The organism is Sphingomonas sp. URJC2 (assembly GCF_059803575.1).
Window position 1 is genome coordinate 21014 of record NZ_JAPFGX010000011.1, and the last position, 12733, is coordinate 33746.

Consider the following 12733-nt stretch of genomic DNA (forward strand, 5'->3'; position numbering starts at 1 on the left):
GCGCTTGGGGCGGCCCAAGCGCTTCTTGGGTTGCCCCGCCCCGGCCAAACGGGGCAAAGCGGCAGAGCGCCGCCACAGCAGGAAATGAGCACGCCTTGACCCTTGCCGATCTGCTCGCCCTGTGGCCCTTCGCGCTGATCGGCTTTGCCGCGCAGATCGTCGACGGGGCGCTCGGCATGGCGTTTGGCGTCATCAACTCGACGCTGCTGGTGAGCGCGATGGGCGTGTCGCCCTCCGCCGCCTCGGCGAGCGTCCATGCGGTCGAAACCTTCACCACCGCGGCCTCGGGCATCAGCCATGTCATCCACCGCAATGTCGACTGGCGGCTGTTCCTGCGTCTGGCCGTGCCAGGCGTGATCGGCGGCGTGCTCGGCGCCTTTGTGCTGAGCTCGATCGACGCGGCGGTCGCGCGGCCGTTCGTCATGGTCTATCTGGCCGGGATCGGCATTTATCTGCTGGTCCGCGCCTGGCACGGGCCGGGCGAGCCGCGCACGCCGCGCCATGTCGCGCCATTGGGGCTGGCGGGCGGCTTTCTGGATGCGGCGGGCGGCGGCGGCTGGGGACCGATCGTCACATCCAACCTGCTCGTGCAGGGCGGCAATCCGCGCAAGACCATCGGCACCGTCAACACCGCCGAGTTCTTCCTGACCGCGACGATCTCGGCGACCTTCCTGACCACGCTTGGCTGGCAGGCATTCACCCTCCAGACCATCGGCATCCTGGCCGGCGGCGTGATCGGCGCGCCGTTCGGGGCGCTGCTCGTCAAGCGGCTGTCGGCGCGGGTGCTGATGGCGATGGTCGGCACGCTGCTGACGCTGACCAGCGCGGTCTCGGTCTACGCGGCCTTGGCCTGAGAGGTCTGGCCGCGCGCAGGTTTGGCGCCGCCGGATCGTTCAGACCGGCTCAACACTGCGCGAGCGCGCGCCGCACGATCCCGCGATAGATCCGCGCCAGCCGGTCCAGATCGGCAACGGCCACTGCCTCGTCGAGCTTGTGCATCGTCGCATTGGGCAGGCCGAATTCGACCACCGGGCACAGCGCCGCCAGAAACCGCGCGTCGGACGTGCCACCGCTCGTCGACAGTTCGGCCGCAATGCCGGTTTCGGCCTCGATCGCCTCGGCGACCAGCGCCGACAGCGGCCCCGGCGGGGTCAGGAACGCCTCGCCCGAGATGCGCGGGGTCACGACGGCATCGGGGGCATGGGCGTGGACGGTGCGCGTGATCAGCGCTGCCAGATCGCTGCCCCGGTGCAGATCGTTGAACCTTATGCTGATCCGCGCGGCGGCGCGGCGCGGGATGACGTTGGTCGCCGGGTTGCCGACCTCGAGATCGGTGATCTCGATGTTCGACGGCTGGAACCAGTCGGTGCCCGAATCGAGCACCAGCGCATCGATCGCCGCCAGCGCGCGGACCAGCTTGGGCACCGGATTGTCGGCCAGATGCGGATAGGCGACATGGCCCTGAACGCCCGGCACCTCGATCCAGATATTGACCGAGCCGCGCCGCCCGATCTTGATCGTGTCGCCCAGCCGGTCGACCGACGTCGGCTCACCGACCAGGCACATGTCGGGCTTCAGCCCGTGGCGGGCCATGCGCTCGATCAGCGCGACAGTGCCGTAAACCGCCGGGCCTTCCTCGTCGCCGGTGATGATCAGGCTGATCGTGCCGGGCAGATCATCCAGCCCGTCAAGCGCGGCGACGAATGCGGCAATCGATCCCTTCATGTCGACGGCGCCGCGGCCATAGAGCAGATCGCCGCGGATTTCGGGCGCGAACGGGGCGCTGGTCCAGCCCTGCCCCGGCGGCACCACGTCCAGATGCCCGGCAAAGGCGAAATGCGGTCCGCCGCTGCCGCGCCAGGCGAGCAGATTTTCAACCGGCCCGTCCGGAGCCTCGCCGGCCAAAAACCGGTCGACGACAAAGCCGCGCGCGGCGAGCATTTCCTCCAGCACGTCGAACACCGGCCCGGTCGCCGGGGTGACGCTCGGCGCGGCGATCAGCGCGCGCGCGAGGTCAAGCGGATCGGATCCGGTCATGCCGCGCCGTCGCGTTCGTAACGGGCGAGCACCCATGGCTCGGCGGCGGCGGCGGCAAGCCAGTCCTGCATGAACGGATGCGCGGTGACCGCATCGGCATAGGCACGCGCAACCGGCGGCAGCGGCACCGAATAGGTGGCAAAGCGGGTGACGACCGGCGCGAACATGATGTCGGCGGCCCCGAACGCCCCGAACAGGAAATCGCCAGCGCCGCCAAACCGCGTCCGCGCCTCGGTCCACAGATGCAGCACGCGGGCGATGTCGGCCGCCACATCCTCCGGCCAGTCGCGCGGCGGATCGGTGCGGCGCACATTCATCGGCAGCGCCCGGCGCAGCGGGGCAAAGCCCGCATGCATTTCCGCGACCATCGCGCGGGCAAGGCCGCGCGCGGCATCGTCTTCGGGCCAGAACCGCGCCCGGCCGACCCGGTCGGCCAGATATTCGAGGATGGCGAGCGAATCCCAGATGGCGATGCCGCCATCCCACAGGATCGGCAGCTTGCCCCCGCCCGGCGCAATCTCCGGCCCGTCGCGCCGCGCCGGCCAGTCATCGTCGTAGAGCGGGACGACCATTTCCTCGAACGGAAGGCCGGACTGGCGGACGGCCAGCCAGCCGCGCAGCGACCAGCTGGAATAGGCTTTGTTGCCGATGACGAGCCTGAGCATGGCCGGGGGTGTAGCCGGGCCGGCGGCCGGGTGTCGAGCGGGGTTGTTGCGCGGCACGGCGGAAGGGGTGCTTGTGATGCGCGTTGTTTTTGTTGCGCGCCTCACGGCGCGGGGGCGGCACCGGGTTTTCGAGGTTTGTCGCGGCACCGGCCCGCACCCGGTTGTTTGTTGCGCGCCTCACGGCGCGAGGGCCGCACCAGCCCGCACCCCCACCCGGCCTCCCAACGGTAGTATCATATGGGAGGCCGGGTGGGGGTGCGGGCTGGTGCGGCGAGAACCAGAAACCCGACAATCAGTCGTTCACCGCCTCCAGCACCGCGGCGCGCAACTCGGCGATGCCACCGCCCTTTTCGCTCGACGTCGCGATCACCTGCGGATGGGCGGCGGGGTGGCGGCGCGCCTCGGCTGCGGTCGCGGCGCGCACCGCGTCAAGCTCGCTCGCCTTCACCTTGTCGGCCTTGGTCAGCACCAGCCGGTAGCTGACGGCGGCCTTGTCGAGCATCTGCATCAGTTCGCGGTCGACGTCCTTCAGCCCATGGCGGCTGTCGACCAGCACCAGCACCCGCTTGAGCACCGCGCGCCCGCGCAGATAGTCATTGACCAGATAGCGCCATTTGCGGACCAAGTCCTTGGGTGCCTTGGCAAAGCCATAGCCGGGCATGTCGACCAGCCGGAACACGAGCGGATCGCCAACGTCGAAAAAGTTCAGCTCCTGCGTCCGCCCCGGCGTGTTCGACGTGCGCGCCAGCCCGTTGCGCCCGGTGAGCGCGTTGAGCAGCGACGATTTGCCGACGTTGGAGCGGCCGGCAAACGCCACTTCGGGCGCGTCCGGCCCCGGCAGGAAGCGCAGCTCGGGCGCGGATTTCAGAAACCCGACCGGCCCGGCGAACAGCCGCCGCGCAGCCTCGACCAGCTCGGGATCGGGCTGGACGGCGGCATCATCCACCGCCGGCCCGCCCGCAATCCCGTCTTCATCCGCGCCGGTCATCAGCTGGCGACCGGGCCGGGCTGGTTCTTCAGCCCCGGATGCTGCTTGTACAGCCACCATTGCTGGGCGATCGCGAGCACGTTCGACACCACCCAGTAAAGCTGGAGGCCCGCCGCGAACGGGGCCATGATGAACATGAATACCCAGGGCATGATCGAGAAGACCTGCTGCTGCACCGGGTCCATCTGCGCAGGGTTGAGCCGGAACTGCACATACATGGTGACGCCAAGCAGGATCGGCAGCACGCCGAGCGCGAGGAAGGCCGGCGGCGTGAACGGCAACAGCCCGAACAGGTTGACCGGGGTCAGCGGATCAGGCGCGGACAGATCCTTGATCCACAGCACGAACGGCTGGTGGCGCATCTCGGTCGTCAGCATCAGCACCTTGTAGAGCGCGTAGAAGACCGGGATCTGCAGCACGATGGGCAGGCAGCCGGCAAAGGGATTGATCTTCTCGCGCCGGTACAGCTCGAGCATTTCCTGCTGGAGCTTCTGCTTGTCGTCCTTGAAGCGTTCCTGCAGCGCCTTCACCTTGGGCTGCACGGCGCGCATCCCCGCCATCGAGGCGAACTGGCGCTGGGCGATCGGGAACATCAGCGCACGCACGATCACCGTCAGCAGGATGATGGCGACACCGAAATTGCCCACCGCCTTGAACAGCCAGTTGAGCAGCCAGAAGATCGGCCGTTCGACAATGCCGAACCAGCCCCAGTCGATCGCCTTGTCGAAATTGGTGATCTTCAGATCGCGCTCATAGGCCTGAAGCAGCCCGACTTCCTTTGCGCCGGCGAACAGCCGGCTGCTGGTCGTCACCGCCTTGCCGCGCGCCAGCACTGTCGCCTCGGCCGGGGTGAAGGCGGCGATATAGCCCTTGTCCGCGCCGGTGCCGCCGGTCGCCCGGAAGCTTGCATCGACGCGCGCGCCCGGGGCCGGGGCCAATGCCGTCAGCCAGTATTTGTCGGTAAAGCCCAGCCAGCCGCCGCTGGTCGCAAAGCTGCGCCCGCCGCTGCCGGCCGCGTCGAGATCGGGATAATTGACGTCATATTGCGCGACGCCGTCGAACACGCCGACCGGGCCGGTATGGATCGTCCAGGTATCCGGATCGACCGACTCGCCGGTGCGGCGGATCAGCGAGAAGGCGCGCACCGCCACCGGCCCGGCCCCGCCATTGGCGACGCTCTGTTCGGCCGAGATCATGTAATGATCGTCGATCGACAGGCGGATGCGGAAAATCTGGCCGGTGCCGTTGGTCCAGCTGAGCGTGACCGGCCGGCCGGGCGCGAGCAGCGTGCCATCGGCCTGCCACAGCGTCTCGCCGCCCGGCAGCGCCGCGCCCTCGCCCGTCCAGCCAAAGGTCGCGAAGGCCGCGCGTGCCGCCCCTTCGGGCGACAGCAGCCGCACCGGCGGCGCGCCGCGCGCAATCGTCTCGTCATGCTCCTTCAGCACCAGATCGTCGAGCCGCGCACCCTTCAGGTTGATCGACCCGGCAACCGCCGGCGTGTCGATCCGCACGCGCGGGCTGTCGCGCAGCACCGCTTCGCGCGGGCGCAGCGCTTGGGCAACGGCCGGCGTCGGGATCGCGCCCGGCACCGGGGCGGACGCCGCCGGGCGGCCGTTTTTGGGGGCCGCCGTGGGGAAGAACCGATCCGACAGCGCGCTCCAGCCGAACAGCACCATGGCCGACAGCACCAGAGCCAGGATCATGTTGCGCTGATTTTCCAAGCAACCGCTCCAATCAAGAACAGGACCGGTCGGGGACCGGGACGTCAGGGTACGGGGTCATAACCATGCCCGCCAAGAGGGTGGCAGCGGCAGACGCGTTTCAGCGCCAGCCAGCCGCCGCGTGCAGCGCCATAGCGCTCAACCGCCTCGATTGCATAGGCCGAACAGGATGGCAGATAGCGGCATGACGGCGGCAGGATGGCAGAGGGGTAACGCTGCCACAGCCGGGCAAGCCGGATCAGCGCCCGCGCCGCACCACCGCCCCCGACCGCCGGTTGCGGATCGGGCTGGTCGTCGGCGTCCATGTCAGCGCGGCCGGCCGCGGGGCGGCCCGCGCCGTCCGCCATCGGGCGGCACCTCGCCGCGCGCGACGCGGCCCAGGGCCTTGTCGAGTTCGGCCTGAAGCCGGTCGAACGCGCGCTCCACCCCGCCCTGCCGGCCGATCAGCACATGGTCGGCTCCGGCAATGCCCAGCACCGGCAAAGCCGCGCGGGCGAGCGCACGGAACCGGCGCTTCATCCGGTTGCGGACGACCGCGCCGCCGATTTTCTTGGTAACGGTGATGCCGAGGCGGATCGCAGGATCGCCATCGCCGCGCGGGCGGACGAGCAGCACAAAGCCGGGCATCGGCACGCGAAGCCCGGCATTGGCAGCCAGAAAATCGGCGCGGCGCGTGAGGGTCTGAACCCGGCTGCCCGACATTTCAGGCACCGGAGCCCCGGCCGCGCCGGAACCGTCGCCGGTCAGGCCGACAGCGTCTTGCGGCCGCGGGCGCGGCGCGCCGCGATCACCTTGCGGCCGCCGACCGTCGCCATGCGGGCGCGGAAACCGTGGCGCCGCTTGCGAACCAGGTTGCTCGGCTGAAACGTGCGCTTCATCGCTCATTCCTCAACAAATCAGAACAAAAAGGCCGCCCAAGCACAGGCGGCCACGTCGTCGGTCGCGTTACCCGCATGGCACCGCCGAGTCAATGCCGCTGCGGCCGCAGATGCCGTCGCTCAGGCCGCGCTGCGCAAGCAGTTGCGCCCGGCATTTTTGGCTGCATAGAGCGCCGCATCCGCCTCACGCAACAGGCCGGTGGTATCGATGCCCGGCCGGGCGACGGTGACGCCCAGGCTGACGGTCACGGTCAGGCCCGGACAGGCCGGATGCGCCTCGGCAGCACAGGCGGCGCGCAGCCGCTCGCCCACCGCCACCGCCTGGGCAAGGGTCGCGCCGGGCATCAGCACCGCAAACTCCTCGCCCCCCAGCCGGCCGACGACATCATTGTCGCGCACCGAGCGCCGGGCGACGCGGGCGATGGCGCGCAGCACATCGTCGCCTGCCAGATGGCCGAACCGGTCATTGACCTGCTTGAAATAGTCGATGTCGAACAGGGCGATGGCCAGGCTAGGCCGCGCGCGCGCGGCACCGTCGTGATCCGCTCCCTCCTCGCGGCCGCCATCCGCCTGCTCCGTCAGCGCCCGCCCGAGCAGATCAAGAAACGCCCGCCGCGAAGCCAGCCCGGTCAGATCGTCGGTCGCCGCCAGCAGGCGCGCGGCCTCGGCCTCGCGCTCGGCGCGCCGCCGCGCCTCGTCGGCATGGGCGGCAAGCGCGACCCGGTCGGAGATGTCGACAATGGTGCCCGCCGTCCCGGTCACGTCGCCGGCGGCGTTGCGCAACGCATGGGAGTTGACCTCCACCCAGCGCTGGCCGCCATCGCGGCGGCGGAAGCGCAGCTGCATGCGCAGCGAATCGAACAGCCCGGCATCCATGCCCTGCGCGCGATTGAGCACCATCGCCCGGTCTTCGGCGACGACCTGGCTCAGATAGGACCGGCCAAGCGACTCCGCCGTCGAAAAACCGGTCAGCGTTTCCCAGGCCGGATTGAGGAACGTCCAGCGGCCGTGATAGTCGGTGCGGAAAATGACGTCCGACACCGCGTCGACAACGGTGCGGAACTCGCGCTCGCTGTGGCGCAGGCCGGCGCTGAGGCGGTCGCGCTCGCCCAGCACGGCGGCCAGCGCAAGGTTGGACAGGATGGTGAGCGCGAGGAACAGCTGGAACACCAGCACCCGCTCCTCGTCGCTGCCGCGCACCAGCGCGAACGGGCCGGTATCCATGCCGATGGCCACCGTGCCGATGACGGCGAGAATGCAGGCCGCCCCCGCCGCGCCGAACCCGCGCAGCCAATAGGTGACGTGCATGACCAGCGGCACCAGCACGAACGACAGCGGCCAGCGCGCCTGCGCAAACACAATGGCCGATACGACAATCAGCCCGGCCAGCGCGATCCCGCCATTTCTCAGGTCGCGTGGCGGCAGCGACAGGCTGCGCCGCCACGCCGTCCAGCCGATCAGCAAAGTCGGCGTGACGATCAGCAGGCCGAGCAGATCCGACAGGAACCAGTCATGCGCGGTCAGCATGATCGGATCGCCCAGCCAGACAAACGCACTCAGACTGGCCCAGATCGCGCCCCACATGCCACCGACGGTGGCGGCGAACACGAAGCGCCCCAGCCCGGCAAGGCTTTCGAGGTCGAGCTGCTGCCCGCGCGCCGACAGGAATCGGCCGGCGATATAGACCTGGCTGGCGTTGATGACGCCATAGGCGAACGACAGCGGCCAGTTGCGCCCGTCAAGCGCCAGATCCACCCCCGTCGACGACAGCAATACGGCCGCAACCACCGCCGGCCAGCGGCGGCGCGGCAGCAGCAGCAGCGCGCACAGCGCAATAGCATTGGGCGGCCAGAATACCGCCGGCCCGTCCGTCCAGCCCCCCAGCGCCAGCGATCCCAGGATCGCGGCGGCAAGCAACGGCGCGAGGCAGAGCGTGATGCCCGCCAGCACGGCGATATCGGTCAGGCGCGCGCGGCCCGGCGTCATCGCACGCCCGGCCGGCTCTGTGTGACAGGGCGAGAAATGAGGGTCACAGTCTCCGGACACGGGCTCGCATGGCGGATGCGGGCGGATTCGGCGACTGGCAGGTGCAGGCCTGACGGGCGCGGACCGGCCGGGCGTCGCGCCCGCACCTGGAAATGCGGAATATATCCTGCCGGCAAGGCGTGAACAATCGGTTGCATCGTCCCTCCGGCAGCCCCCGGCAAGGACGGTTGACGCAACGGGGCGCGCGCCCATAACCCGGGGCCATGACGACAGCCCCCCTCATGCTGTTCAACAGCCTTACGCGCCGCACCGAAGCCTTTGCCCCCGTCCATCCGGGCGAGGCGCGGGTCTATACCTGCGGGCCGACCGTCTATGCCTATCAGCATATCGGCAACATGCGCGCCTATGTGTTCGCCGACACGCTTGGCCGGGTGCTGAGCTGGAAGGGCTATCAGCTTCGCCACGTCATCAACATCACCGATGTCGGGCATCTGACCTCGGATGCCGATGCCGGCGACGACAAGATGGAAAAGGCCGCCCGGCGCGCCGGGCAATCGGCCTGGGACATCGCCCGCCATTACACCGAGGCCTATTGGGCCGACATCGCACGGCTCAACATCCGCCAGCCGTTCAAATGGACGATTGCGACCGAATATGTCCCCGCGATGATCGCCTTTGCCGAGACGATCGCCGACAGGCACTGCTACCTGCTCGACAGCGGGCTGTATTTCGACACCTCGACCGTGCCCGAATATGGCCGGCTGGCGCGTGCCGAAACGGGGGCCGGGGAAGGCCGCATCGAGAGCGTCGACGGCAAGCGCCACCCGTCCGATTTCGCGATCTGGCGCAAGACCCCGCACGGCGAGACGCGGCAGATGGAATGGGATTCGCCCTGGGGCCGCGGCGCGCCCGGCTGGCACCTTGAATGTTCGGTGATGTCCGAGGCCGAGCTGGGCCTGCCGTTCGACATCCATACCGGCGGCATCGACCACCGCGAGATCCACCACCCCAACGAGATCGCGCAGAATCAGGCCCGCTGCGCCAGCCATGACAGCGGCGCGCGGATGTGGATGCACAATAATTTCCTGATCGACCGGGGCGGCAAGATGTCCAAGTCGAGCGGCGAGTTTCTGCGCCTGCAATTGCTTGTCGACCGGGGGTTTCACCCCCTCGCCTACCGGCTGATGTGCCTGCAGGCCCATTACCGGTCGGAGCTGGAGTTCAGCTGGCCGAGCCTTGCCGCCGCGCTGACCCGGCTGAAGCGCATGGTGATGGCGGCGGCAAAGCTGGGCGAGACCACAGCCGCCGCGATCAGCCATCCGGCGCTGCTGGCGGCGATGACCGCGTTCGACGCCGCGCTCAGCGACGATCTCAACACCCCGCTCGCGCTCACCCAGCTGGAGACGGTGCTGACGATGAAACAGGCCGACCCGGCGGAACGGCGCGCGGCGGTGGCGCGGATGGACGAGGCGCTCGGGCTGCAATTGCTGACGGTCGACCGGGCCGCGCTGCGCGTCCGCCCGGCCGATGCCGCGATCGACGATGCCGCCATCGACGCGATGATGGCCGCGCGCCAGGCCGCGCGGGCGGCGAAGGATTTCGCCGAATCCGACCGCATCCGCGACGCGCTGAAACAGGCAGGCGTCGAGGTGATGGACGGCGATCCGCTGGGCTGGGACTGGATGCTGACCATCGGCAACGCGCAGGGAGAAACCGCATGATCGTCGTGCTGCCCGCCGCTGCCCAGCCGCTGCTCGCGCCGCATCTGCCCGCCGATGTCGAGCCGCGCTGGTTCCGCACCGCCGAGGATGCGTATCGCATGGCCCCGGAGGCCGAGATTGGCTGGCTGGACATGCAGGTGCCCGCCGATACCGGCCGCGCCATCGCGCTGGGCGAAAAGCTGCGCTGGGTGACGACAATCTATGCCGGGCTGGATGCGTTTCCGCTCGATCTGCTCAAGGCGCGCGGGACCGTCCTGACCAACGGCGTCGGCGTCAACACCAATGCGGTCGCCGAATATGCGGTGCTGGGCATGCTCGCGCTCGCCAAGGATTTTCCCGCCGTGGTGCGCGCCGCCGACCGGCAGGACTGGCTGCGCGATTCCCCCGGCAAGGTCGAGCTGGAAGGCGGGCGGGCGCTGATCATCGGCTATGGCGCCATCGGCCGCCGGATCGGCCAGATGCTCAGCGGGTTCGGGATGAAGCTGACCGGCGTGCGGCGCACACCCACCGCCGCCACCGCCGCCGAAGCCGCCACGGACGGCATCGAGATCATCGGCCCCGCTGACTGGCGGGCGCGGCTGGGCACATTCGACTGGGTGATCCTGGCCGCGCCGGCCACGGCGGAGACCGGCGCGATGATCGGCGCGGCCGAGCTTCAGGCGATGAAGGCCGAGGCCCGGCTGGTCAATATCGGGCGCGGATCGCTGGTCGATCAGGATGCGCTGGTGGCGGCGCTGACGAGCGGGCAGATCGCGGGGGCGCATCTGGACGTCACCGATCCCGAACCCCTGCCCCCCGGCCATCCGCTGTGGACCGCGCCCAACGCGCTCATCACCATGCATCTGTCGGGCCGCGCCCAGACGCGCATGTTCGCGCGCGCCGGCCAGCTGTTCCTCGACAATCTCGCCCGCTACCGCGCCGGCGAGCCGCTCGCCAACCGGGTCGATCTCGACCTTGGCTATTAGAGCGGATCAGGTGCTACGGCGCGGCCTTAATCCTTCCATTTAACGCTTCCTACATTCGGCACTGGCAGGGTCTGGCGACCTTTGATGACAGGCCGGTACCATGCGCGACGAGGCGTTTGAGGAAGTTGGGCGGATGGATGCGCTGGGTACCGCCCGCCGCGATCTGCTTGCCGGCGGGGTAACGGTTGCCGCCGCGATCATGCTCGTCGGTTTAAGCGGCCCGGTGCTGTCCGAGGCGGTCAATGTGCTTGGCCGCGACGGATCGGATCAGGTGCTGGCGACGGCGCTCATCCTCAACATCGCGCTGCTGCTGTTCGGCTGGCGGCGCTATGCCGATCTGCGCCGCGAGGTGCGCGAACGCGCCATTGCCGAGGCGCGGGTGCAGGCGCTCGCCTCGCAGGATCCGCTGACCGGGCTCAACAACCGCGTCGCCTTTCTCGGGGCGGCCGCGCAGATGATCGACCGCGCCCGCCGCCACGGCCAGACGGCGGTGCTGCTGATCCTCGACCTCGATCATTTCAAGACCGTCAATGACGTGAACGGCCATGCCATCGGCGATGCCGCGCTGACCTTTGTCGCGCGGATCATCGACGCGCAGCTGCCGCCCGATGCCCGCGCCGCGCGGCTGGGCGGTGACGAGTTTGCCGTGCTGATGACGGTGCCCGCCGGCCAGACCGATCTGGCCGAGGCATTTGCCGACCAGCTGCTCGCCCGGCTTGGCGGGCGGATGGACACGGGCGGGGCCGCCGTCCATGTCGGCGCGTCGATCGGGCTGGCGGTGATCGAGGATCAGGCCGACACCGTCGATGCGCTGATGCGCCGCGCCGATATCGCCATGTATGCATCGAAAAATGCCGGCCGGCACCGTTTCAGCTGGTTCGACGCCTCGATGGAGCGCGAGCTGTCGACGCGCAACGCGCTCGAAATCGGGATGCGCGAGGGCATTCCGCTCGGCCAGTTCGTGCCGTTCTACGAACAGCAGATCGATCTGGCGACCGGCCAGCTGCACGGCTTTGAAATGCTCGCGCGCTGGCGGCACCCGAGCCGGGGCATCGTGCCGCCCGACATCTTCATCCCGATTGCCGAGGAAACCGGGCTGATCGCCGACCTGTCGATGTCGGTGATGCGCCAGGCGTTTGAGGAAGCGAAAAGCTGGGACCCCTCGCTGACCCTGTCGGTCAACATCGCGCCCAGCCAGCTCAAAGACCCCTGGCTGGCGCAGAAGATCGTCAAGCTGCTGGTCGAAACCGGCTTTCCGGCCAGCCGGCTGGAGGTGGAGATCACCGAAAGCGCGCTGTTTGAAAATCTGGGTGTCGCCCAGTCGATCATCGGCAGCCTGAAGAATCAGGGGGTGCGCATCGCGCTTGACGATTTCGGCACCGGCTATTCGTCGCTGTCGCATCTGCGCGCGCTGCCGTTCGACCGGATCAAGATCGACCGCAGCTTCGTCACCTCGATCGGCAGCAGCAGCGAAAGCGCGGCGATCGTCAACGCGATCACCCGGCTGAGCGACAGCCTGGGCCTGCCGGTGACGGCCGAGGGCGTCGAGACGCCGGCCATCGAACGCCATATGCGCGAGCTTGGCTGCCACAAGGCGCAGGGCTGGGTGTTCGGCAAGCCGATGGATGTCGGCCAGGTGCGCGCGCTGCTTGCCGAGCAGAATCTGCTCCCGGCGCTCCGCGGCGAAGCCCCGCGCCGCGCCGCTGGCGGGGACGACGTCCCTGCTTTGCCCCCGGTCGACCGGCTGAGCGCCTGAGGAGTCTTTGCGCGCC

12 protein-coding genes are annotated in these 12733 nt (G+C 69.1%); 4 read left to right on the top strand and 8 right to left on the bottom strand.

The window, feature by feature from the left end; all coding sequences use genetic code 11:
* Positions 1-95: 95 nt before the first annotated feature.
* Positions 96-854: a sulfite exporter TauE/SafE family protein gene (locus tag OPU66_RS06255; protein ID WP_498552756.1), complete on the top strand. Its 759-nt coding sequence runs from the start codon at positions 96-98 to the stop codon at positions 852-854.
* Positions 855-903: 49 nt separating this feature from the next.
* Here the strand turns inward: OPU66_RS06255 and dapE are convergent, their stop codons facing one another.
* The 8 genes from dapE to OPU66_RS06295 form a co-directional block, all read right to left on the bottom strand.
* Positions 904-2037 (bottom strand): succinyl-diaminopimelate desuccinylase, encoded by a 1134-nt coding sequence (gene dapE / locus OPU66_RS06260; protein WP_498552757.1) that lies wholly within the window; start codon positions 2035-2037, stop codon positions 904-906.
* On the bottom strand, positions 2034-2702 hold the full coding sequence (locus OPU66_RS06265) for a glutathione S-transferase family protein (protein WP_498552758.1): 669 nt from the start codon (positions 2700-2702) through the stop codon (positions 2034-2036). Before OPU66_RS06265 ends, dapE begins: the two co-directional genes overlap by 4 nt.
* A gap of 292 nt (positions 2703-2994) precedes the next feature.
* Positions 2995-3690, bottom strand: coding sequence for a ribosome biogenesis GTP-binding protein YihA/YsxC (gene yihA / locus OPU66_RS06270; protein ID WP_498552759.1), 696 nt, complete (start codon positions 3688-3690; stop codon positions 2995-2997).
* Positions 3690-5411, bottom strand: coding sequence for a membrane protein insertase YidC (yidC, locus tag OPU66_RS06275; protein WP_498552760.1), 1722 nt, complete (start codon positions 5409-5411; stop codon positions 3690-3692). The genes yihA and yidC overlap by 1 nt, the downstream gene beginning before the upstream one ends.
* Positions 5412-5455: 44 nt before the next feature.
* Complete coding sequence (gene yidD / locus OPU66_RS06280; protein WP_498552761.1) at positions 5456-5716, bottom strand: membrane protein insertion efficiency factor YidD; 261 nt, start codon at positions 5714-5716, stop codon at positions 5456-5458.
* A gap of 1 nt (position 5717) precedes the next feature.
* Positions 5718-6113: a ribonuclease P protein component gene (gene rnpA / locus OPU66_RS06285; RefSeq protein ID WP_498552805.1), complete on the bottom strand. Its 396-nt coding sequence runs from the start codon at positions 6111-6113 to the stop codon at positions 5718-5720.
* Positions 6114-6154: 41 nt separating this feature from the next.
* Positions 6155-6289: a 50S ribosomal protein L34 gene (rpmH, locus tag OPU66_RS06290; RefSeq protein ID WP_160592881.1), complete on the bottom strand. Its 135-nt coding sequence runs from the start codon at positions 6287-6289 to the stop codon at positions 6155-6157.
* A 120-nt stretch (positions 6290-6409) separates the two neighbouring features.
* A complete protein-coding gene (locus OPU66_RS06295) occupies positions 6410-8275 on the bottom strand; it encodes a sensor domain-containing diguanylate cyclase (protein ID WP_498552762.1) in 1866 nt (621 codons plus the stop codon).
* Between the two features lie 263 nt (positions 8276-8538).
* On the opposite strand from OPU66_RS06295, the gene cysS reads away from it, so the two are divergent.
* From cysS to OPU66_RS06310, 3 genes are all read left to right on the top strand, one after another.
* Positions 8539-9996 (top strand): cysteine--tRNA ligase, encoded by a 1458-nt coding sequence (cysS, locus tag OPU66_RS06300; RefSeq protein ID WP_498552763.1) that lies wholly within the window; start codon positions 8539-8541, stop codon positions 9994-9996.
* Entirely contained in the window at positions 9993-10961 is a 969-nt protein-coding gene (locus OPU66_RS06305; protein WP_498552764.1) for a D-2-hydroxyacid dehydrogenase, read from the top strand. The genes cysS and OPU66_RS06305 overlap by 4 nt, the downstream gene beginning before the upstream one ends.
* 100 nt (positions 10962-11061) lie before the next feature.
* Complete coding sequence (locus OPU66_RS06310) at positions 11062-12717, top strand: putative bifunctional diguanylate cyclase/phosphodiesterase (RefSeq protein WP_498552765.1); 1656 nt, start codon at positions 11062-11064, stop codon at positions 12715-12717.
* Positions 12718-12733: the final 16 nt, after the last annotated feature.

Bases quoted from the DNA above. Each gene is read 5' to 3' on its own strand.
- dapE (WP_498552757.1), bottom strand. From the start codon at position 2,037: ATGACCGGATCCGATCCGCTTGACCTCGCGCGCGCGCTGATCGCCGCG.
- OPU66_RS06265 (WP_498552758.1), bottom strand. From the start codon at position 2,702: ATGCTCAGGCTCGTCATCGGCAACAAAGCCTATTCCAGCTGGTCGCTG.
- yihA (WP_498552759.1), bottom strand. From the start codon at position 3,690: ATGACCGGCGCGGATGAAGACGGGATTGCGGGCGGGCCGGCGGTGGAT.
- yidD (WP_498552761.1), bottom strand. From the start codon at position 5,716: ATGGACGCCGACGACCAGCCCGATCCGCAACCGGCGGTCGGGGGCGGT.
- rnpA (WP_498552805.1), bottom strand. From the start codon at position 6,113: ATGTCGGGCAGCCGGGTTCAGACCCTCACGCGCCGCGCCGATTTTCTG.
- rpmH (WP_160592881.1), bottom strand. From the start codon at position 6,289: ATGAAGCGCACGTTTCAGCCGAGCAACCTGGTTCGCAAGCGGCGCCAC.
- OPU66_RS06295 (WP_498552762.1), bottom strand. From the start codon at position 8,275: ATGACGCCGGGCCGCGCGCGCCTGACCGATATCGCCGTGCTGGCGGGC.
- cysS (WP_498552763.1), top strand. From the start codon at position 8,539: ATGACGACAGCCCCCCTCATGCTGTTCAACAGCCTTACGCGCCGCACC.
- OPU66_RS06305 (WP_498552764.1), top strand. From the start codon at position 9,993: ATGATCGTCGTGCTGCCCGCCGCTGCCCAGCCGCTGCTCGCGCCGCAT.
- OPU66_RS06310 (WP_498552765.1), top strand. From the start codon at position 11,062: ATGCGCGACGAGGCGTTTGAGGAAGTTGGGCGGATGGATGCGCTGGGT.